The organism is Stenotrophomonas sp. S39 (genome assembly GCF_016624665.1).
GTDB lineage: Bacteria > Pseudomonadota > Gammaproteobacteria > Xanthomonadales > Xanthomonadaceae > Stenotrophomonas.
Genome location: NZ_JACVTT010000047.1, coordinates 16,292 through 34,877, shown reverse-complemented (window position 1 = coordinate 34,877; position 18,586 = coordinate 16,292). Strand labels below are relative to the sequence as shown.

General features: G+C 68.2%; 23 protein-coding genes. 12 read left to right on the top strand and 11 right to left on the bottom strand.

Annotation, left to right across the window (positions count from 1 at the left end; genetic code table 11):
• Positions 1-2: 2 nt before the first annotated feature.
• A complete protein-coding gene (locus IAE41_RS13350) occupies positions 3-887 on the top strand; it encodes an MBL fold metallo-hydrolase (protein WP_234458525.1) in 885 nt (294 codons plus the stop codon).
• A gap of 270 nt (positions 888-1,157) precedes the next feature.
• On the opposite strand, the gene dinB is transcribed toward IAE41_RS13350, so the two are convergent.
• Complete coding sequence (dinB, locus tag IAE41_RS13345) at positions 1,158-2,228, bottom strand: DNA polymerase IV (protein WP_200733443.1); 1,071 nt, start codon at positions 2,226-2,228, stop codon at positions 1,158-1,160.
• A 191-nt stretch (positions 2,229-2,419) separates the two neighbouring features.
• On the opposite strand from dinB, the gene fabA reads away from it, so the two are divergent.
• Together fabA and fabB are read left to right on the top strand one after the other, a co-directional pair.
• Positions 2,420-2,935 carry a 3-hydroxyacyl-[acyl-carrier-protein] dehydratase FabA gene (gene fabA / locus IAE41_RS13340; protein WP_079220498.1) on the top strand — a complete coding sequence of 172 codons (516 nt, stop codon included), beginning with the start codon at positions 2,420-2,422 and terminating at the stop codon, positions 2,933-2,935.
• Positions 2,935-4,143, top strand: coding sequence for a beta-ketoacyl-ACP synthase I (fabB, locus tag IAE41_RS13335; protein ID WP_200733442.1), 1,209 nt, complete (start codon positions 2,935-2,937; stop codon positions 4,141-4,143). The genes fabA and fabB overlap by 1 nt, the downstream gene beginning before the upstream one ends.
• Before the next feature lie 108 nt (positions 4,144-4,251).
• On the opposite strand, the gene IAE41_RS13330 is transcribed toward fabB, so the two are convergent.
• The 3 genes from IAE41_RS13330 to IAE41_RS13320 are packed head-to-tail and all read right to left on the bottom strand — an operon-like array spanning position 4,252 to position 6,700.
• Positions 4,252-4,935 (bottom strand): HAD family phosphatase, encoded by a 684-nt coding sequence (locus IAE41_RS13330; RefSeq protein ID WP_200733441.1) that lies wholly within the window; start codon positions 4,933-4,935, stop codon positions 4,252-4,254.
• Positions 4,932-5,633, bottom strand: coding sequence for a pseudouridine synthase (locus tag IAE41_RS13325; protein WP_116863745.1), 702 nt, complete (start codon positions 5,631-5,633; stop codon positions 4,932-4,934). Before IAE41_RS13325 ends, IAE41_RS13330 begins: the two co-directional genes overlap by 4 nt.
• Entirely contained in the window at positions 5,630-6,700 is a 1,071-nt protein-coding gene (locus IAE41_RS13320; RefSeq protein WP_200733440.1) for a class I SAM-dependent methyltransferase, read from the bottom strand. Before IAE41_RS13320 ends, IAE41_RS13325 begins: the two co-directional genes overlap by 4 nt.
• Positions 6,701-6,859: 159 nt before the next feature.
• Here IAE41_RS13320 and IAE41_RS13315 point away from each other — a divergent pair, with 159 nt between their 5' ends.
• Positions 6,860-7,123 carry a hypothetical protein gene (locus IAE41_RS13315; protein WP_079220493.1) on the top strand — a complete coding sequence of 88 codons (264 nt, stop codon included), beginning with the start codon at positions 6,860-6,862 and terminating at the stop codon, positions 7,121-7,123.
• Between the two features lie 91 nt (positions 7,124-7,214).
• Here IAE41_RS13315 and IAE41_RS13310 read toward each other — a convergent pair whose 3' ends face one another.
• Both IAE41_RS13310 and IAE41_RS13305 read right to left on the bottom strand, forming a co-directional pair.
• On the bottom strand, positions 7,215-7,508 hold the full coding sequence (locus IAE41_RS13310) for a DUF3247 family protein (protein WP_200733439.1): 294 nt from the start codon (positions 7,506-7,508) through the stop codon (positions 7,215-7,217).
• A gap of 45 nt (positions 7,509-7,553) precedes the next feature.
• A complete protein-coding gene (locus IAE41_RS13305) occupies positions 7,554-9,539 on the bottom strand; it encodes a PAS domain-containing sensor histidine kinase (protein WP_234458538.1) in 1,986 nt (661 codons plus the stop codon).
• A gap of 247 nt (positions 9,540-9,786) precedes the next feature.
• On the opposite strand from IAE41_RS13305, the gene IAE41_RS13300 reads away from it, so the two are divergent.
• On the top strand, positions 9,787-10,353 hold the full coding sequence (locus IAE41_RS13300; RefSeq protein WP_200733438.1) for a DUF3016 domain-containing protein: 567 nt from the start codon (positions 9,787-9,789) through the stop codon (positions 10,351-10,353).
• 54 nt (positions 10,354-10,407) lie between these two features.
• Here IAE41_RS13300 and alr read toward each other — a convergent pair whose 3' ends face one another.
• On the bottom strand, positions 10,408-11,478 hold the full coding sequence (gene alr / locus IAE41_RS13295; RefSeq protein WP_108745895.1) for an alanine racemase: 1,071 nt from the start codon (positions 11,476-11,478) through the stop codon (positions 10,408-10,410).
• Entirely contained in the window at positions 11,457-12,761 is a 1,305-nt protein-coding gene (locus tag IAE41_RS13290; protein ID WP_200733437.1) for a D-amino acid dehydrogenase, read from the bottom strand. Before IAE41_RS13290 ends, alr begins: the two co-directional genes overlap by 22 nt.
• A 149-nt stretch (positions 12,762-12,910) precedes the next feature.
• On the opposite strand from IAE41_RS13290, the gene IAE41_RS13285 reads away from it, so the two are divergent.
• Positions 12,911-13,390 carry a winged helix-turn-helix transcriptional regulator gene (locus IAE41_RS13285; protein ID WP_200733436.1) on the top strand — a complete coding sequence of 160 codons (480 nt, stop codon included), beginning with the start codon at positions 12,911-12,913 and terminating at the stop codon, positions 13,388-13,390.
• 99 nt (positions 13,391-13,489) lie between these two features.
• Here the strand turns inward: IAE41_RS13285 and IAE41_RS13280 are convergent, their stop codons facing one another.
• Both IAE41_RS13280 and IAE41_RS13275 read right to left on the bottom strand, forming a co-directional pair.
• Positions 13,490-13,678: a lana protein gene (locus tag IAE41_RS13280; protein ID WP_079220487.1), complete on the bottom strand. Its 189-nt coding sequence runs from the start codon at positions 13,676-13,678 to the stop codon at positions 13,490-13,492.
• A gap of 115 nt (positions 13,679-13,793) precedes the next feature.
• Complete coding sequence (locus tag IAE41_RS13275; RefSeq protein WP_200733435.1) at positions 13,794-14,177, bottom strand: classical arabinogalactan protein 4; 384 nt, start codon at positions 14,175-14,177, stop codon at positions 13,794-13,796.
• Positions 14,178-14,317: 140 nt separating this feature from the next.
• Here IAE41_RS13275 and msrB point away from each other — a divergent pair, with 140 nt between their 5' ends.
• The 5 genes from msrB (at position 14,318) to IAE41_RS13250 (ending at position 17,565) form a co-directional block, all read left to right on the top strand.
• A complete protein-coding gene (msrB, locus tag IAE41_RS13270) occupies positions 14,318-14,785 on the top strand; it encodes a peptide-methionine (R)-S-oxide reductase MsrB (protein ID WP_108745894.1) in 468 nt (155 codons plus the stop codon).
• 91 nt (positions 14,786-14,876) lie between these two features.
• Entirely contained in the window at positions 14,877-15,731 is an 855-nt protein-coding gene (motA, locus tag IAE41_RS13265; RefSeq protein ID WP_200733434.1) for a flagellar motor stator protein MotA, read from the top strand.
• A gap of 3 nt (positions 15,732-15,734) precedes the next feature.
• A complete protein-coding gene (gene motB / locus IAE41_RS13260) occupies positions 15,735-16,691 on the top strand; it encodes a flagellar motor protein MotB (protein WP_200733433.1) in 957 nt (318 codons plus the stop codon).
• Positions 16,692-16,775: 84 nt separating this feature from the next.
• Positions 16,776-17,276, top strand: a complete 501-nt coding sequence (locus tag IAE41_RS13255; RefSeq protein WP_200733432.1) for a hypothetical protein — start codon at positions 16,776-16,778, stop codon at positions 17,274-17,276.
• Positions 17,277-17,289: 13 nt separating this feature from the next.
• Positions 17,290-17,565, top strand: a complete 276-nt coding sequence (locus tag IAE41_RS13250; RefSeq protein ID WP_108745892.1) for a DUF4031 domain-containing protein — start codon at positions 17,290-17,292, stop codon at positions 17,563-17,565.
• A 91-nt stretch (positions 17,566-17,656) separates the two neighbouring features.
• Here IAE41_RS13250 and IAE41_RS13245 read toward each other — a convergent pair whose 3' ends face one another.
• Positions 17,657-18,199: a hypothetical protein gene (locus IAE41_RS13245; protein WP_200733431.1), complete on the bottom strand. Its 543-nt coding sequence runs from the start codon at positions 18,197-18,199 to the stop codon at positions 17,657-17,659.
• 89 nt (positions 18,200-18,288) lie between these two features.
• Between IAE41_RS13245 and IAE41_RS13240 the strand changes: the two genes are divergently transcribed.
• Positions 18,289-18,537 (top strand): DUF3297 family protein, encoded by a 249-nt coding sequence (locus tag IAE41_RS13240; protein WP_079220479.1) that lies wholly within the window; start codon positions 18,289-18,291, stop codon positions 18,535-18,537.
• The last annotated feature ends 49 nt before the right edge of the window (positions 18,538-18,586 follow it).

Sequence of the window (18,586 nt, the reverse complement as noted above, 5' to 3'; positions counted from 1 at the left end):
TTATGGGTTGGGGGGGGGGGGGGGCCCCCGGGGGGGGGGGGGGGCCCCCCCCGGGGGGCCCCCCCACCACGGCGAAACACTCACAGCTGCACCTGCAGACCTTCCATCCCGGCCCGCAGGCGATGTTCTCGGTGTCTTCGGTGCTGATCGAAGGACGCCATGAAGTGATCCTGGTCGATGCGCAGTTCGCGGCCAGCGATGCACGCGCACTCGTCGAAAAGATCCGCGCCAGCGGCAAGCAGCTGACCACGATCTACATCAGCCACGGCGATCCGGACTACTACTTCGGCCTGGCCACGCTGCAGGATGCGTTCCCGCAGGCACGCATCGTCGCCACGGCGCAGACCGTCGCCCACATCGAACAGACCCAGGCCGGCAAGCTGGCCTACTGGGGCCCGAAGATGGGTGCCGATGTGCCCGCGCGCATCGTCGTGCCGCAGGTGCTGGAGGGCGATGCGCTGCAGCTGGAAGGCCAGCGCCTGCCGCTGATCGGGCTGGATGGGCCGACGCCGGACCGCACGGTGCTGTGGGTGCCGGCGTTGCGCGCGATCGTGGGCGGCATTCCGGTAGTGGCCGGTGAGCACGTGTGGATGGCCGATACGCAGACGCCGCAGTCGCATGCTGATTGGCTGCAGACGCTGCAGCGCCTGCAGGCGCTGAAGCCGAAGGTGGTGGTGCCGGGCCATTACGCGCCGGGTGCGGCGCTGGATGCGAACGCGCTGCGTTTCACTGCCGATTACATCCGCGCGTTTGATGTGGAAGCGGGCAAGGCGAAGGACAGTGCGGCGCTGGTGAAGGCGATGCAGGCGCGCTATCCGGCGCTGGCGGGCGTGGCGTCGCTGGAGCTGAGTGCGAAGGTGGCCAAGGGCGAGATGCAGTGGCCGTGAGGTAGGTGGTTTCTTTTTGCAGGGCTGCGCCCTGCACCTGCTCAATGCAACGGCAACGGCAACAGCTGGGTATCCGTGGCTTGACGGGGTGGGTCCGGTTGCGGGGGACGCTGCAAGTACGTCCCTGTAAGCTCGGTCGCGCCATCCATGGCGCTCACGCCCCCGCAACCGGACCCACCCCGCCTTCGACAGTTTCCCGCTGCTGATGGAACTTGCTGTTGGAACCTGCTGCTGTTGGTGGGTGCCGACCGTTGGTCGGCACAGCAATGATCAGTGCCCGAACAGTTCGCCCTGCACCACCGGTTCTTTATCGCGGAATCCCCCCAGGCCGACGCCAACGAGGCGGTAGCGGGTGTCGGCAGGCAGGTCGACGCGGGCGCGCAGGGACAGGGCGATGTCGCGCAGTTCCTGCATCGATTCCGGTGGACGGTCCGGGGTGAAACTGCGGGTGAGGATGCGGAACTGGGCGGTCTTCAGTTTCAGCACGACCGTGTGGCCGATGCGTTCGGTCTTGCGCGTGGCATTCCAGGTCTTCTCGGCCAGCTGCACGATGGCCTCGCCCAGGTCTTCCAGCAGCAGGTCTTCGGCAAAAGTGTCCTCGGAGGAGATCGACTGCACCTGCTGGTCCGGCTCCACCGGGCGTTCGTCGATGCCGCGGGCGCGGTTGTACAGGCTGTGGCCGAAGCTGCCGAAATTCTCTTCCAGGTCCGGCAGCGTCCAGTTGCGCAGGTCACCGCAGGTGACGATGCCACGCTCGGCCAGCTTGCCTTCCATCACCTTGCCCACGCCCGGCACGCTTTTCACCGGCAGCGTCAGCAGGAACGCGTCCACGCGCTGCGGCGGGATGACGAACTGGCCGTCAGGCTTGCGCCAGTCCGAGGCGATCTTGGCCAGGAACTTGTTCGGCGCGATGCCGGCTGAAGCAGTCAGGTTCGTCTCTTCACGGATCTGCGCGCGGATGGTGCGGGCGATCTCAGTGGCCAGTTCGATGCCGCTCTTCGGCGCGGTCACGTCCAGGTAGGCCTCGTCCAGCGACAGCGGCTCGACCAGGTCGGTATGGCGCAGGAAGATCTCGCGCACCTGGCGTGACACGGCTTTGTAACGCGCGAAATCCGGCGGCACGAAGATCGCATCCGGGCACAGGCGCTCGGCGCGCAGGGCGGGCATTGCCGAGCGCACGCCGAACACCCGGGCCTCGTAGGAGGCCGCGCACACCACCGAGCGTGCGCCGCGCCAGGCCACGACCACCGGCTTGCCGCGCAGTGACGGATCGTCGCGCTGCTCCACCGACGCGTAGAAGGCGTCCATGTCGACGTGGATGATCTTGCGCAGTGCGTTCATGGTTGGCGGACATCATACCCGCACCGTACCGCTCCAGACGGCCAAGTATGGTCGTTGTGCATCAACGGGATGCGTGATTCCCGGGGAAAACACTACGCACGCGTACGGTGCGGCGGTTTGATTCCCGTTGCAACCGTCGTGCATCCTCGGGGACTTGTTGCCTTGTTTTCGCTTCCAGGAATGCGCTTTCCATGACTCGTCTCCACGCGTTCAACCGTGACCAGCTGCTGGCCAGCGCCCGCGGTGAACTGTTCGGCGCCGCCGCCGGCCGTCTGCCCAACGACCCGATGCTGATGTTCGACCGCATCACCGAAATCCGCGAGGACGGCGGACCGCATGGCAAGGGCATGGTACGTGCCGAACTGGATATCCGCCCGGACCTGTGGTTCTTCGGCTGCCACTTCATCGGCGACCCGGTGATGCCTGGCTGCCTGGGCCTGGATGCCATGTGGCAGCTGACCGGTTTCTACCTGACCTGGCTGGGTGCGCCCGGCAAGGGCCGCGCCCTGGGCTGCGGCGAGGTGAAGTTCACCGGCCAGGTGCTGCCGGAAGCCAAGCTGGTGCGCTACGAGATCGACATCACCCGCGTCATCAACCGCAAGCTGGTGATGGCCCAGGCCGATGCCCGCATGTACGTGGACGACCGCGAGATCTACAACGCCCGCGACCTGCGCGTGGGCCTGTTCACTGAAACCGGGAGCTTCTGATGCGTCGCGTCGTCATCACCGGCATGGGCATCACCTCGTGCCTGGGCAATGATCTGGATACCGTTTCCTCGGCGCTGCGTGAAGGCCGCGCCGGCATCACCGCCCTGCCCGACCACGCCGAAGCCGGCCTGCGCAGCCAGATCGGTGGCCGCGTCGACCTGGACCTGGATGCACAGATCGACCGCAAGCAGAAGCGCTTCATGAGCGATGCGGCGGCCTTCGCCTACATCGCCATGCGCGATGCCATCGCCGATGCCGGCCTGTCGCCGGAACAGGTGAGCGCGCTGCGTACCGGCCTGATCGCCGGTTCCGGCGGTGGTTCCAGCGAATGGCAGGTGGGTGCCGTGGACCTGCTGCGCGCCCGTGGCGTGCGCAAGGTCGGCCCGTACATGGTGCCGCGCACGATGTGCTCCACCGTGTCGGCCTGCCTGGCCACCGCCTTCCAGATCAAGGGCGTCAGCTACTCGCTGTCGGCTGCCTGCGCGACTTCGGCGCACTGCATCGGCGCGGCCGCGGACATGATCCGCCACGGCGCGCAGGACATCATGTTCGCCGGTGGTGGCGAAGACCTGCACTGGTCGATGAGCGTGATGTTCGATGCGATGGGCGCACTGTCGACCAGCTTCAACGACACCCCGTCCAGCGCATCGCGCCCGTATGACAAGGACCGCGACGGCTTCGTCATCGCCGGTGGCGGCGGCATGCTGGTGCTGGAAGACTACGACCACGCCGTTGCCCGCGGCGCGCGCATCCATGCCGAGCTGATCGGCTATGGCGTGACCTCCGACGGTGCCGACATGGTCGCCCCGTCCGGCGAAGGTGCCGTGCGCTGCATGAAGATGGCGCTGCAGAACGTCGATCGTCCGCTCGATTACCTCAACACCCACGGCACCTCGACGCCGCTGGGCGACGTGACCGAGCTGGGGGCGATCCGCGAAGTGTTCGGCGATGCCGTGCCGCCGCTGTCGTCGACCAAGGCGCTGTCGGGCCACTCGCTGGGCGCGGCCAGCGTGCACGAGGCGATCTACTGCCTGCTGATGATGCGCGATGGTTTCGTGGCCGGTTCGGCCAACATCACCGAGCTGGACCCGGCGGTGGAAGGTTTCCCGATCCTGCGCGAAAGCCGCGAGCAGAAGCTGGATACGGTGATGTCCAACAGCTTCGGCTTTGGTGGCACCAACGCAGCGCTGGTGTTCGGCCGGGTGTGATTGAAAGGCGTGCCGACCAACGGTCGGCACCCACCAGAGCGGTGGTGGTGGAATTGTAGAGCCGAGCCCATGCTCGGCTCAGTGCCGACCAACGGTCGGCACCCACCGTTACCTTGGCAGCAGCGGCACCAGCAGGGCGTGGGCATCCACCAGCGAGCCGACGATGCGGTGGCCCAGCGCGCGCAGTTCTTCATCCGGATGCACCAGGTCCGGCACCTGGATCACGGTCATGCCCGCCGCTACGGCGGCGCGCGTGCCGGCCGGTGAATCCTCCAGCGCCAGGCAGCGCTCCGGTGCCTTGCCCAGCCGCTGCGCGGCCAGCAGGTAGATGTCCGGCGCCGGCTTCGGGTGGGCGACGTCGCCACTGGTGATGACCGCATCGAAATACGGCAGCAGTCCGGCGGCGGCCAGCTTGCGGTTGGCACGCGGCTGCCGCGTGGTGGTCGCCACCGCGCGCGGAATGCCGTGCGTCTTCAGCAGATCCAGCAGTTCCACGATGCCCGGCCGCAGCGGCAGGCCGGTCTGCGTGCGCGCTTCGTAGAGGTCGTGGCAGCGCGCCGCCATCCTCTCGATCATCGCGTCCGACACGCCCTGACCGCGCAGCAGCGCCTGGCTGTCACGGTCACCCAGGCCAACCATGCGGACGAAGAACGTCGCGTCCAGCGGCAGCCCGAGTTCGGCGGCTGCCTCGCTCCAACAGGCGATCGACACCCGCTCGCTGTCGATCATCAGGCCGTCCATGTCGAAGATGACGGCATCCGGGAGGAACGACAGCGCAGCGAGGGACGTCATGGGGCGAACAGGGTGTCCAGGTCGGTGGGGGTCAGCATCCGCCATTGGCCTTCGTCCAGCCCCTGCAGGTCCAGGCCGCCAACGCGGCTGCGGTGCAGGGCCTGCACGTGGTTGCCGACGGCGGCGAACATGCGGCGTACCTGATGGTAGCGGCCTTCGTGCAGCACCAGGCGCGCCTTGCGCGGGCCCAGCACCTCGAGTTCAGCCGGCAGCAGGGGCGTCTTCTCCGCTTCCAGCATCAGCGTGCCGCTGGCGAACTGCGCCACTTCGTCGCCACGCAGGTCTTCGGCCAGTTCCACTTCGTAGACCTTGGGCAGCTTCGACTTGGGCGAGATGATCCGGTGCAGCAGGCCACCATCGTCGGTCAGCAGCAGCAGGCCACTGGTCTCGCGGTCCAGGCGGCCGACCGTGGACAGCACCGGGTCGCGGTCGCGGAAGCGCGGCGGCAGCAGGTCGTAGATCAGGCGGCCGGTGTCCTTGGTCGAGCAGGTGTAGCCGGCCGGCTTGTACAGGGCCAGCGACAGGCCCACCGGCGGGTCCAGCGGCTCGCCGTCGACCCGGATCGCCTCGTGCGGCACCTGGTCATCGGCGTACAGCACTTCGCCATCGGCATCGGTGACGCGGCCCTCGCGGAACATCCACTGCACCTGCTTGCGGCTGCCATAGCCGAGGTTGGCGATCAGCTTGACCAGCTTCACTTGCCCTTCCCCTGCGCCTTCACCGCTTCCACCAGCTTGAAGCCATCGCGCTCGGCCACCACGCGCACCGCGCCGAAGCTCTCGTTGAGCGTGTACTCGTAAGGCAGGTGGCGGTTGGCCACCACGTACAGGCGGCCACCCGGGCGCAGCGCCTGCGCGGCCACGGCGATGAAGCGCTGGCCGATGTCAGGGCGGTCGGCACGCGAGGGCGTGTGGAACGGCGGGTTGCTGATGATGACGTCGTAGCCCGGCTCGATGCCGGCGGTGACGTCGCGCCACAGGAAGCGCAGCGGCAGCGCGCGCGGCGGCGGTGCCAGGTTCAGTTCGGCCAGGGCCAGCGCACGCTGCTCGGCTTCATACAGGTCCAGCGCGGTGATCTTCGGGCAGCGTTCCAGCAACTCGCGCGACAGGTAGCCATAGCCCGCACCGAGATCGGCGGCGCGGCCGGCCAGATCCGCCGGCAGGTGTTCGGCCAGCAGCGCGGAGGCCGGGTCGATGCGGTCCCAGGCAAACACGCCCGGGCGGCTGAGGAAGCGACCGCCGACGATCGGACGCACCGCGTCCAGCGCGCTCCAGCGCTTGGCCAGGTCGGCATCGTGCTGGCCCTGCAGCGGGGCGGTCCAGTACACGCGGCAGTGGTTCTTGGTCAGGCAGCCGCCCAGGCCGGTCAACTGCTTGAGGTCGCCTTCGCCGGAGCGGGCGCCCTCGTTGTTGGACTGGCAGGCGACGATGCGGCCGCCCTCGGCCACCAGGGCCAGGGCGCGGGCGAACAGCGCGCGGGCCTCTTCACGCTGGCGCGGCGGCAGCACCAGCACCAGCGGGTAGCGGCCCTTGCCAGCGGCATCGTCGATCTGGCCGCTGACGGTCCAGCCGGCGGCCTGCTGCAGCGGCTCGGCAAACGGGGCGAAGCTCTGCTCGCAGTGCACTTCACGGTTGCCGGCGATCTCGCGCAGCGGCCAGCCATCACGGGCACGGAGGAAGGCCACCGGGCCCTCGGGCCAGTGCAGGGTGCCGTTGCTGAACGGCAGGAGCAGGGTCTGCAGGGGGGCGTCGTTGCTGGAGGCCATCGGCGCGGGTACTTCAAGCGTAGGGCCGTCCATTGTACCGGCTTGGCCGTGCCGGCCCCGGCGGGCCGCTTTGCGAAACTTCAACGGGCTGTTGATGTGCCGACAACATCGAAGCGTTCAGGGTAGGGGCTCACCCCCAGCAACCCCAGGAGAACCTGCATGCGCGCCTTGTTCGTCGGTGGAGTGGTCGACAACAGTGAAATGGACCTGGAAGGCAGCCATCCGCCCGTGCACTACCCCGAGGACACCGGCGGTGGGCATTCGCGCTACCGCCTGCACCAGGTCGGCCATGGCGCCGATGGCAGCGTGGCCTACGCGGTATACGGCGCACCGGACCTGGCCGACGAGGAGGTGGCGCGGGTGGCCGACGAGCGTGCGTATGCGCGCCGGTTCGAAGCGACGCCGACCGTGTTCGAACATTGATCGCCCGGTGATCAACCGAGCATGGGCTCGGCTCTACGGTAGCGCCCGAGCCCATGCTCGGGCGGCGGCGTAGCCGCGGCGCCACATCGGATCAGGGCGCCTTGGGCGGCAGGCGGCTGACGCTGGCGATCTCGTCCAGCCAGACATGGTGCTGCTGCACCGGGTTGTCGTAGTCGTCCAGGCGCAACTGGCCGTTGCTGCCTTCATCGCCCGCTTCGTTGCGGTACTGCTGCAGCGTCGGGCGCACGGCGACGGTGCCCAGCAGGCGGCGGCCATCGTGCAGGGTCACCTGCACCTGCCATTCGCCATCAAGCTGCGGCAACAGGGCTTCCAGGCGCGCGATCTGCGCCGGGTCGGTATGGATGCGGGGAGCAATACGGGACATCGGTGAACCTCCTTGCAGGCAGGTTCGCCGATCCGCCGTGAATGCTCAGTGCAATGCGCTGCCGGCGCGCAGGGGCTGCACGCTGCGCACCGCCGAGACCAGCTGGGCTACCGAATACGGCTTGGCCACGTGCTCCTGGAAGCCGGACGCCAGCGCGCGGCGGCGGTCATCGGCGCGGGCCAGCGCGGTCACCGCGACGGCCGGCAGCTCCGCCGCCTCCACGCCCATGTCCTCGCGCAGCGTCCGCACCAGGCCATAGCCGTCCATGCCCGGCATGCCGATGTCGGTGAGCATCACGTGGTACTGCAGGTGGCCGCTGTCGGCCAGCAGCGCCAGCGCTTCACCAGCGGAACTGACCGCCGAGACACTGGCGCCCTGCTCCTCCAGCATGCGCCGCAGGTACTCCAGCACTTCGGGCTGGTCTTCAACGGCCAGCACATGCAGGCCACGCAGCGGATACGGCTCGACCACCATCGGTTCCAGGATCGGCCCGCTGAACACTTCGCGCAGCGGCCGGCGGTCGGCATCGGGGATGTACTGCGGCAGGCGCACGGTGAACGTGGAGCCATGGCCATGGCCCTCGCTGGCCGCGCTGACCGTGCCGCCATGCAGTTCCACCAGCTGCTGCACGATGGCCAGGCCCAGGCCCAGGCCGCCATGGCGACGGGTGGTGGTGCCATCGGCCTGGCGGAAGCGGCTGAACAGGTGATGCAGGAATTCAGGCGCGATGCCGTCACCGGTATCGCGCAGGGTGATCGTCCAGTAGCCGCCATCGGCGCGCAGCTGCGCCTCGATGCGGCCTTCGGCGGGGGTGAACTTGATGGCGTTGGACAGCAGGTTCCAGAGCACCTGCTGCAGGCGCGTGGCATCGCCCAGCACCAGGCAGGGCTGTTCGGGCAGCTGCAGGGTGACGTCCAGCGCCTTGCCCTCGGCCACCGGTTCCTGTGCGCCGAGCGCTTCGCCCAGCTGCAGGCGCAGGTCCAGCACCTCCACTTCCAGCTGCACCTTGCCCAGCAGCATGCTGCTCAGGTCCAGCATGTCCGAGATCAGGCGCTTCTGTGCCGTCGCGCTGCTGGCGATCACGTTCAGGCCCTTGAACAGCGGGCTGGTGTTGTCCACGCGCTGCAGCAGCAGTTCGCTCCAGCCAAGGATGGTGGTCAGCGGCGTGCGCAGCTCGTGCGACAGCGTGGCCAGGAATTCGTCCTTCAGCCGCGCCATGTTCTCCGCGGCACTGCGCGCGGCACGCTCGGACTGCAGCAGCTCCTCGCGTGCCAGCTCGATCTCGCGGCGCTCGGTCACGTCGGGGCTGCTGCCGGCCAGGCCGATGAAGCGGCCCATGCGCGAGAAGCGCGGCCGTGCGTTCATCTCCAGCCAGCGCCACTGGCCATCGGCACGCCGCGCGCGCACCAGCGCATGCATCGAGCGCTGCGCCTTCAGCGCTTCCTGCAGTTCGTACTCGAACACCGAGGCGTCGTCCGGATGCACCAGGCCGCGCCAGACATCTTCCGGCACGCGGGTTTCGTCGCCACCGAAGAATTCGCTGAAGGCACTGTTGACGAAACGGGCATGGCCGCGCTCGTCCAGCACCCAGACCGGCATCGGCAGGCCGTCGGCCAGCGCACTGAAGCGCGCCTCGCTCTCGCCCAGCTCCACTTCGATCTGCCTGCGCGCGGTCACGTCGAAGAACAGGATGCCGACCTTGTCCTCGCCCGGCTCGCCCACGCGCACCGCGTCCACGGCGAACGAGCGGCCCAGCGCGCGCGCGTCCATCTCGAACTGCGCCGGCTGCCCGGTGCGCGCGACTTCGCCATAGATGCGGAACCAGTCGCTCTCGTGCTGCGGTTCCAGCGCGCTCATGCGCTTGCCCTGCGCGCCCTTCAGGCCGGTATGGCGCTCGAAGGCCTCGTTGACCTCCAGGAACCGGTAGTCCACCGCCAGGTCGCCTTCGAACAGCACCTGGATCACGCAGAAGCCGGCATTGATGTGCTCGAGCACGCGATGATGCAGGTCGGGTTCGGGCGCCGGCGCCATCAAGGGCGGGCGCTCGGCGAGGGGCGGCAGTGTGGACAAGGGCGTGGGAGGCGGACCGGGTGGAGGTACAGCATCTTCCAGAGAGCGTATTCACAGCGTCAAGCGCCGTCAGTCACGCTTGACGACCATGAATTGGCGACAACTGGTGACGCATTTGACGCAATCGGCCATTGCTGGCGGCCATGCGCAGGATCACACTCGGCCTGTAGCCCCAGACCGTCCCGATCACGGGACGCAGGAGACCGTCATGAACCGTTCGCTCTGCGCCGCCCTGCTGATGGCCGGCGCCCTGGCCGTGGGCAGCGCCACCGCTGCGCCGCGTACTGTCACCGATCCGCAGGCACCGCGGGCCCTGCAGGCCAATGGCCCGGTCAGCGTGAAGTGGGACGATCCGGCCACCTTCACCGAGATCCGCCAGAGCACCAACCGCTTCGAGGCGCAGCGGGGTGACTGGGTGCAGCAGCTGGCCCGCTACCTGCAGACCGCGGCGGCCAAGCCGCTGCAGCCCGGGCAGACCCTCGACGTGACCCTGGTGGACATCAAGCGCGCCGGCGATTACGAGCCGTGGCACGGCCCGCGTGGCGACAATATCCGGATCATGCGCGACATCTACCCGCCGCGCATCACCCTGCAGTACACGCTGAAGGACGCCAGCGGCGGCATCATCAATGAAGGCGAAGCCAAGCTGATCGACAGCGGCTACCTGCACAACATCGGCGTGCGCAGCGACAACGATCCGCTGCGTTTCGAGAAGCGCCTGATCGATGACTGGGTCAAGCGCCAGCTGGCCACGCAGGCGACCGCCGCACGTTGATCAGAAGCCGCCGGGCGTGCATTCCGGTAGTGCCGGCCGCTGGCCGGCACTCCCTCAACCCTGGTAAACCCGCGCCACGCGCTTGACCGCGCACGGCAGCTGGTAAGCGCTGACGCCGCAGCGCGGGGCCAGTTCGGCCAGGGTCGGCGCCGTACCCCACAGCTCCACCACGCTGCCGATGCCGGCCTGCGCATGGGCGGTCAGGTCCACGGTCAGCATGTCCATCGAGACGCGGCCGATCAGCCCGCCGGGCTGGCCGTCGATCAGCACCGGGGTGCCGTTCGGCGCGAACTGCGGGTAGCCGTCGGCATAGCCCAGCGCGACCACGCCCACGCGGGTTCGCGCCTTGGCCACGAAGCGTGCGCCGTACCCCACCGGTTCGCCGGCGTCGATCCAGCGCTCGGCGATCACTTTCGACTGCATGGTCATCACCGGGCGCAGGCGCTCGGTCAGCGCGGTGTCGTCCGGCAACGGGTTGGCCCCGTACAGCATCAGGCCCGGCCGCACCCAGTCGCTGCGCACGTCCGGCCAGCCCAGCAGCGCCGGCGAGTTGCACACGCTGGTCTCGCCCTGCAGGCCTTCGATGGCCGCCTTGAAGGTCGCGGCCTGTTCGTGGGTGCGCTCGCTGTCCAGCTCATCGGCGCGCGCCAGGTGGGTCATCATCACGATGCGCTCGACCTGCGGCAGCGCCGACAGCCGTGCGTGCGCGGCGCGGAAGCCGGCCACGTCCAGCCCCAGCCGGTGCATGCCGCTGTCCAGCTTCAGCCACACTGTCAGCGGGCGCGGGCTGTCGAAAGCGGCCAGCGCCTCCAGCTGCCACGCCGAGCCCACCGAGAACCACAGGTCATGCTCGGCCACCAGCGGCAGTTCGCTGGCCTCGAAGATGCCTTCCAGCAGCAGGATCGGCGCACGGATGCCGGCCTGGCGCAGTTCCAGCGCTTCCTCGATCGTGGCCACGGCAAAGCCATCGGCCTCGCCTTCCAGCGCCTGTGCACAGCGCACGGCGCCATGGCCGTAGGCATCGGCCTTGACCACCGCCAGCGCCTTGCCGCCGCCCAGCTCGCGGGCCAGCCGGTAGTTGCTGCGCAGCGCGCCCAGGTCGATCAGCGCGCGGGCAGGACGCATGCGCGGCTCTCCTGCTGCGGGGCGTGGCCGTACTGGCCGTAGCGGAAGATATCCAGGCCCTCGGTGCTGATCTGCGGCTGGCGCGCGCTCATCAGGTCGGCCAGGTAGCGGCCCGAGCCGCAGGCCATGGTCCAGCCCAGGGTGCCGTGGCCGGTGTTGAGGTACAGGTTGCGGAACGGGGTGGCGCCGATGACCGGCGTGCCGTCCGGGGTGGCCGGGCGCAGGCCGGTCCAGAAGTCGGCCTTGGCCAGGTCGCCGCCCTTCGGGTACAGGTCACGCACCACCAGTTCCAGGGTTTCGCGGCGGCGCTGCGACAGCGACAGGTCGAAACCGGCCACTTCGGCCATGCCGCCGACGCGGATGCGGTTGTCGAAGCGGGTGACGGCCACCTTGTAGCTTTCGTCCAGGATGGTCGAGGTTGGTGCCATCGCCGGGTCGGTGATCGGCAGGGTCAGCGAATAGCCCTTCAGCGGGTACACCGGCAGGCGCATGCCCAGCGGTGCCACCATCTGCGGCGAATAGCTGCCCAGCGCGACGACGAAGCGGTCGGCGGTTTCCAGCCGGCCGCCGATGCGCACGCCGGTGATGCGGTCGCCATCGAACTCCAGGCCACTGATGTCCTGGTCGTAGCGGAATTCAACGCCTGCGTCGGCCGCCATCTGCGCCAGGCGGCGGGTGAACAGCTGGCAGTCGCCGGTCTGGTCACGCGGCAGGCGCAGCGCACCCACCAGGCCATCGACGTGGGCCAGGGCCGGTTCGGCCTGGATGATGCCGGCCCGGTCCAGCACTTCGTAGGGCACGCCGTACTGGGCCAGGATCTCGATGTCCTGCGCCGAGGCGTCCAGCTGCTGCTGGGTGCGGAACAGCTGGGTGGTGCCCAGGTCGCGGCCTTCGAACTCGATGCCGATCCTCGCGCGCAGCTCGTTCAGGCAGTCGCGGCTGTACTCGGACATGCGCACCATGCGCGCCTTGTTGATGGCGTAGCGCTCGTGGGTGCAGTTGCGCAGCATCTGCCACAGCCAGCGGTACTGGGCCAGGTCCATGCCCGGCTTGATGGCCAGCGGCGCATGCTTCTCGAACAGCCAGCCGATCGCCTTCTTCGGCACGCCCGGGGCCGCCCACGGCGAGGTGTAGCCGAACGACAGCTGGCCGGCATTGGCAAAGCTGGTCTCCAGCGCGGGGCCGGGCTGGCGGTCGATGACCGTGACTTCAAAGCCGGCCTGCCGCAGGTACCAGGCACTGGTGGTGCCGATCACGCCGCTGCCGAGAACGAGGACTCGCATGGAAACTCTCCAACCCGATGATTCCCTGCGTTTGAGCACGCCGGGAGCATAATCGGGGAAGTATATTCTCCCGTTCCCAGACGATTTGCCTGATTTCAGGATCACAGGCAGGATGTTTTCCTGTGATTCACCCCCAGAGGTTGACGGCCATGGCCACACGCCCCCGCGAGCTGGACAAGATCGACCGCAGGATCCTGCGCATCCTGCAGGCCGAAGGCCGCATTTCCTTCACCGAACTGGGTGAACGGGTCGGCCTGTCGACCACCCCCTGCACCGAGCGCGTGCGCCGGCTGGAACGCGAAGGAATCATCACCGGCTACCACGCGCACCTGGACCCGGCCGCGCTGAAGGCCAGCCTGCTGGTGTTCGTGGAGATCAGCCTGGCCTACAAGTCCGGCGACATCTTCGAGGAATTCCGCCGCGCGGCGCTGAAGCTACCCAACGTGCTGGAGTGCCACCTGGTTTCGGGCGATTTCGATTACCTGTTGAAGGCGCGCATCAGCGAGATGGCCAGCTACCGCAAGCTGCTGGGCAGCACCCTGCTGACCCTGCCGCATGTGCGCGAATCGAAGAGCTACATCGTGATGGAAGAAGTGAAGGAAACCTGGGCCCTGCCGATCGCGGACTGAGCGGCTGCGCCGGGATGGGGTCAGAGCCCGCTGCGCGGGATCCGACCCCTTGGGCGTCGGGGTCAGGTCCCGCGCAGCGGGCTCTGACCCACGCGTCGGTCAACGCTGCTGCGGGTGCTTCTGCGACCCCTGCTGGCGCTGCTCCTGCTGCTTGCCGCCCTTCTGCGGCTGCTGCGCATCCATCTGCTGCTGTTGCTGCTGCGGGCTGCGGCTCTGGCTCTGCTGCTCCTTGCCGGGATGACGGTTCTGCTGGTTTTTCATGATCGCGATCCAATGGACGAAGGACATGCAACGGCGGTTGCCGGTGCAGGGCCACGGTGGTCCCGGAGCGGTTAATCGCAGGCGAAAAAACAGTGATCGGCAAGGCGTCGTTTTCGTGGGTTCAGGCCCGGGCGCACGCGCCTCACGGTTTGATCTGCTGCCCGTCGCCGGCCGGTACGCTGTCGTAGTAACGGCCGGTGCGCGAATCGAACACGCGGTTGGGGCCGGCCGGCTTCACCCCGGGCACGATGCGGCCGTTGCGGTCATACACCTTGTCCGGCGCCCGCGTGGCCGGTGCCGGTGTCACCTGTGCCGGGCCGGTTGAACGGATCGGCTGTGCCTGCTGGCGCGGCACCTGCACCGGCAACGCCGGGTTGGCCGGTGGCGGCGGCGACTGCGGCGCGACCGGGGGCGGGTTCACGCTGTTCGCGCTGCGCGTAGCGGTCGGGCTGGAGGACGTCGGCACCTGCGCCTGCGCGGCCAGGGGCAGCAGGACGGACAACAGAAGGACGAGACGCGGTTTCATGGCACGCTCCATCGTGTGGGAGGTCCACCATGCGCCGGGGGGCGTGTGCCGGCCATGAATGGCCATCACACTTGCAACGGCGGGCCCGCACCCCCACGTTTGCCGGCATCCCCAGGCCACTGACCCCACGGAGAGCCGGCATGAGCGCTTTCGACCTGACGCCCCCCACTGCCCCCCAGGCCGACGCCCTGGTGGCCGGCCTGAGTACCGAAGAGCGCCGCGTGCTGCTGCAGCACGGTACCGAAGCCCCGTTCTGCGGCGTGTTCCTGGACAACAAGCGCGAGGGCGTCTACTGCTGCCGCATGTGCGGGCTGCCGTTGTTCCGCTCCAGCACCAAGTTCGATTCGGGCACCGGCTGGCCCAGCTTCTTCGCGCCCTACGACCCGGCGCACGTCACCGAGATCCGCGATACCAGCCACGGCATGGTCCGCACCGAGATCACCTGCGCCCGCTGCGGCAGCCACCTGGGCCACGTGTTCCCGGACGGCCCGCCGCCCACCTTCGAGCGCCACTGCCTGAACTCCGTCTCACTTTCCTTTGCCGGCAACGGCGAGCCGTGGCCCAATCCCCTGCAGCGTGAAGGCGCCGAGGCCGGTACCGCGGGCTGATCACCCCCGCTGACCGACTTCACAGAATTCCCTCTTCAGAAACACCGGTGTCAGGCCGACAAGGAGATATCCCCTCTCCTTGCGTCACGCCATGCTCATCATCGTTGGATTCCTGGTCGTCATCATCAGCGTCCTCGGCGGCTACCTGGGCGCCCACGGCCGCCTGGGTGCCCTCTGGCAGCCTTACGAACTGGTCATCATCGGCGGCGCCGCACTCGGCGCCTTCCTGGTCGGCACCCCGGCCAAGACGGTCAAGCAGACCCTGCAGGCCATGGTGGGCGTGTTCAAGGGCCCGCGCTACAAGCAGCAGGACTACATCGACGTCCTCAGCCTGCTGTACGAACTGCTCAACAAGGCCCGCCGCGAAGGCTTCATGGCGCTGGAAGACCACGTCGAGCGCCCGGCCGAAAGCGCGCTGTTCGCCAACTACCCCAAGGTGCAGGCCGACCACCACCTGATCGACTTCATCACCGATTGCCTGCGCCTGATGATCGGCAGCAACATCGAGCCGCACGAGCTGGAACCGCTGCTGGAGCTGGAGCTGGAAAAGCACCACGCCGAGGCGATGGCACCCTCGCAGGTGATGAACAAGGTGGCCGACGGCCTGCCCGGTTTCGGCATCGTGGCGGCCGTGCTGGGCATCGTCATCACCATGGGCTCGATCGGCGGCGACATCGTCGAGGTCGGCGGCCACGTGGCCGGCGCGCTGGTGGGCACCTTCCTCGGCATCCTGATGGGCTACGGCTTCGTCGGCCCGATGGCCTCGGCGATGGAAGCCCGCGCCGAGCAGGACAGCCGCATCTACGAATCGGTGAAGACCGCCCTGCTGGCCTGCCTGCGCGGCTACAACCCGAAGATCGCGCTGGAATTCGCCCGCAAGACCCTGCCGTCGAACGTGCGCCCGGCGTTCTCCAATTTCGAGCAGCACCTGAAGACGGTCAAGTAAGCCATGGCCGAGAACAAGCCCACCGTCATCGTCCGCCGGGTCAGGAAGGGCGGCCATGCCGCCCATCATGGCGGTTCGTGGAAAGTGGCCTACGCCGACTTCGTGACCGCGATGATGGCCTTCTTCCTGGTGCTGTGGCTGATGGCCAGCACCAGCAAGCCCGAGCGCGCGGCGATCTCCGAGTACTTCCGCAACCCCAGCCCGCTGGCCGGGCAGAGCCCCACGCCCGCACCGGGCATGGCCGGGCCCGGTGGCGCCAGCACCTCGATGATCAAGCTGGGCGGCGCCACCGATGTGTCCCGCGGCAACAGCAACGACCCCTTCCAGAACCAGAAGGAAGCCGTGCCGCAGCCGGTGGACCAGCAGCAGCGCGACAAGCAGCAGCTGGAAGCGCTGATGAAGGAGCTGCAGGAGGCGATCAGCCGCAGCCAGGCGCTGGAACCGTTCAAGGACCAGCTGCTGCTGGACCTGACCCCGGAAGGCCTGCGCATCCAGATCGTGGACAAGCAGAACCGGCCGATGTTCGACCTCGGCAGCGCCACGCTGAAGCCGTATACGCAGCAGATCCTGCACGAGCTGTCCGAGTACCTGAACCACGTGCCGAACCGGATCAGCCTCACCGGCCATACCGATATCACCGCGTATTCGGCCGCGCGCGGCTATGGCAACTGGGAACTGAGCGCCGACCGCGCCAATGCCGCACGCCGTGCGCTGGTGGACGGCGGCATGGAGGACAGCAAGATCACCCGCGTGGTCGGCTTGTCCTCCTCGGTGCTGTTCGACAGAACCGACCCGCAGAACCCGATCAACCGCCGCATCAGCATCGTGGTGATGACCAAGGCCGCCGAAGAAGCCGCCCTGGCCGGCGCCGGCCCGCAGGTGGGGCTGTCGGCAGCCGTGGCCGACCCCGATGTGCAGGCCGCGCAGGGTGAAGCCGCCACGCCGGCCGTGGCACCCTGACGCTCCGCCGGGCATGGCCCGGCGAGCGCGCAGCGCGGCACCCAGTACAATGGCGGTCTTTCCCTTTCCAGGTGACCCCACCCCATGTCCCAGAACTCCAAGGCCAAGCGCGACAAGCGCAAGAAGCAGCAGGCCAAGCGTCCGTTCCTGCGCCTCAATGCCCAGCAGCAGGTGCAGAACCACGCCGTGCTGACCAATGAAGACGGCCAGGCCGTTGCCGCCATCGGCCTGCAGGGCCGCGAGTGGCTGCTGGCCATCGGCGGCCAGACCATGGGCAACGCCGACAACCCGGTGCCGATGCTGGCCATGCTCAAGCACCTGTCCAACGTGCAGGAAAAGGAAGGCCGCAAGGTCAACCTCGAGTATTCCGAGCTGATGCAGAAGCTGCTGGACACCCTGGCGGCCGAAGCCGGCCAGACCGCTGACGAGTACCTGGACAAGCTGGTGTCCGAGTTCGAGACCGTGGAGGCCGAGGAAGGCGCAGACGCCGCTGAAGCCGCTGAAGGCGACGTGGTTGAAGCCGCTGCCGACGCCGAGGCCGCTCCGGCCGACGCTGCCGACACCGACGGCAAGCCGCAGGCCTGAACCGGCCGCGGCGGTGGCGGTCTACGTCGATGACGCGGTGCATCCCTGGCGCGGACAGCGCTGGGCGCACCTGATGGCCGACACCCTGGCCGAGCTGCACGCCATGGCGGCGCAGCTCGGCATTCCGCCACGGGCCTTCCAGAACAAGGCCAGCGGCGCTCACTACGATGTCACCGCGGACCTGCGCGCGCAGGCGATCGCACTCGGCGCCCGCGCCATTTCCCGGCATACCGACCGCGACCTGGTGAAGGCCGTGATCGCCAACGCAAGGGCGCAATACCGGCCGTAGTGCGTGGTGTGCCCGCCGGGCATGGCCCGGCGCTACCGCGGGCTGACCGAACAGGTAGCGCCGGGCCATGCCCGGCGGGTCGGATCATCGCTCAGAACGGGTCGCTGCCCAGCCGCACTTCCACGTTCAGCAGCGAACACAGCGCCAGCAGCGCATCGTCGTCGCGGGTCAACGCCATCCAGCCGTTGAAGCCATCGCTGCCCGCGTCCACGCTCCACAACGTGTAGTTGTGCTCGCGCAGGCGGTCGAAGGCGGTGGACATCAGCTGCACGCCGTCCAGGTCGGCGGCGAAATCCTCGTCGTCCAGGTCACCGCCCCAGTCCAGCTGCAGGTTGAAGCGCGCCGACAGCTCGTTCACCGCCGACTGCAGCGATTCCAGGTCGTCACGCTCCACCTCGAAGCCGGACTGCCAGGCGATGGCCGTGAACAGCGCCGGCACCCAGTCACTGTCCGCTTCCAGCGGCTGCCCATCCTCGGACAGGTGCTCGCGCCAGCGGTTGAACTGCTGCAGCGCCAGCTCCTCGTCGCCCGGGTTGATGAGAACCAGCAGGTTCCAGACCCGTGCCTCGAAGTCGTCTTCGTCGAAATCGTGGGCGTCTTCTTCGAAGTCGAAATAATCGCTGTTGTCAGGCATGGCGGGCACTCCTTGGGGCAGGCCGGCATTCTACGGTTTATCCTGTGCCGCTGAAGCCGGCCTTGTTGGCCGTCACTGTGAATGAAGCGATGAGCGATACCCCTCCCGACCACCTGGCGATCAACCCGGCCAGCCCCTTCCATGATGCCCAGGCCTTGGAGCGCGGCGTGGGCGTGCGTTTCAACGACATCGAGCGCGACAACGTCGAGGAATACTCGATCAGCGAAGGCTGGATCCGCGTGCAGGCCGGCAAGGCCCGCGACCGCCGCGGCAACCCGATGACCATGAAGGTCAACGGCAAGGTCGAGGCGTATTTCCTGGACCAGAAGCCGGAATAACCGGCTGTTGTAGAGCCGAGCCCGTGCTCGGCTGCTCTTCTGGCGCAAA

What these genes read in the sequence shown, in the direction of transcription:
- IAE41_RS13350 (WP_234458525.1), top strand. Translation starts at nt 3, where the DNA reads ATGGGTTGGGGGGGGGGGGGGGCCCCCGGGGGGGGGGGGGGGCCCCCC.
- IAE41_RS13245 (WP_200733431.1), bottom strand. Translation starts at nt 18,199, where the DNA reads ATGCCTGACAACAGCGATTATTTCGACTTCGAAGAAGACGCCCACGAT.
- IAE41_RS13305 (WP_234458538.1), bottom strand. Translation starts at nt 9,539, where the DNA reads ATGGCGCCGGCGCCCGAACCCGACCTGCATCATCGCGTGCTCGAGCAC.
- IAE41_RS13280 (WP_079220487.1), bottom strand. Translation starts at nt 13,678, where the DNA reads ATGTCCTTCGTCCATTGGATCGCGATCATGAAAAACCAGCAGAACCGT.
- IAE41_RS13275 (WP_200733435.1), bottom strand. Translation starts at nt 14,177, where the DNA reads ATGAAACCGCGTCTCGTCCTTCTGTTGTCCGTCCTGCTGCCCCTGGCC.
- msrB (WP_108745894.1), top strand. Translation starts at nt 14,318, where the DNA reads ATGAGCGCTTTCGACCTGACGCCCCCCACTGCCCCCCAGGCCGACGCC.
- motB (WP_200733433.1), top strand. Translation starts at nt 15,735, where the DNA reads ATGGCCGAGAACAAGCCCACCGTCATCGTCCGCCGGGTCAGGAAGGGC.
- IAE41_RS13300 (WP_200733438.1), top strand. Translation starts at nt 9,787, where the DNA reads ATGAACCGTTCGCTCTGCGCCGCCCTGCTGATGGCCGGCGCCCTGGCC.
- alr (WP_108745895.1), bottom strand. Translation starts at nt 11,478, where the DNA reads ATGCGTCCTGCCCGCGCGCTGATCGACCTGGGCGCGCTGCGCAGCAAC.
- IAE41_RS13315 (WP_079220493.1), top strand. Translation starts at nt 6,860, where the DNA reads ATGCGCGCCTTGTTCGTCGGTGGAGTGGTCGACAACAGTGAAATGGAC.
- IAE41_RS13285 (WP_200733436.1), top strand. Translation starts at nt 12,911, where the DNA reads ATGGCCACACGCCCCCGCGAGCTGGACAAGATCGACCGCAGGATCCTG.
- IAE41_RS13310 (WP_200733439.1), bottom strand. Translation starts at nt 7,508, where the DNA reads ATGTCCCGTATTGCTCCCCGCATCCATACCGACCCGGCGCAGATCGCG.
- IAE41_RS13240 (WP_079220479.1), top strand. Translation starts at nt 18,289, where the DNA reads ATGAGCGATACCCCTCCCGACCACCTGGCGATCAACCCGGCCAGCCCC.
- IAE41_RS13320 (WP_200733440.1), bottom strand. Translation starts at nt 6,700, where the DNA reads ATGGCCTCCAGCAACGACGCCCCCCTGCAGACCCTGCTCCTGCCGTTC.
- IAE41_RS13290 (WP_200733437.1), bottom strand. Translation starts at nt 12,761, where the DNA reads ATGCGAGTCCTCGTTCTCGGCAGCGGCGTGATCGGCACCACCAGTGCC.
- IAE41_RS13255 (WP_200733432.1), top strand. Translation starts at nt 16,776, where the DNA reads ATGTCCCAGAACTCCAAGGCCAAGCGCGACAAGCGCAAGAAGCAGCAG.
- fabB (WP_200733442.1), top strand. Translation starts at nt 2,935, where the DNA reads ATGCGTCGCGTCGTCATCACCGGCATGGGCATCACCTCGTGCCTGGGC.
- IAE41_RS13330 (WP_200733441.1), bottom strand. Translation starts at nt 4,935, where the DNA reads ATGACGTCCCTCGCTGCGCTGTCGTTCCTCCCGGATGCCGTCATCTTC.
- motA (WP_200733434.1), top strand. Translation starts at nt 14,877, where the DNA reads ATGCTCATCATCGTTGGATTCCTGGTCGTCATCATCAGCGTCCTCGGC.
- fabA (WP_079220498.1), top strand. Translation starts at nt 2,420, where the DNA reads ATGACTCGTCTCCACGCGTTCAACCGTGACCAGCTGCTGGCCAGCGCC.
- dinB (WP_200733443.1), bottom strand. Translation starts at nt 2,228, where the DNA reads ATGAACGCACTGCGCAAGATCATCCACGTCGACATGGACGCCTTCTAC.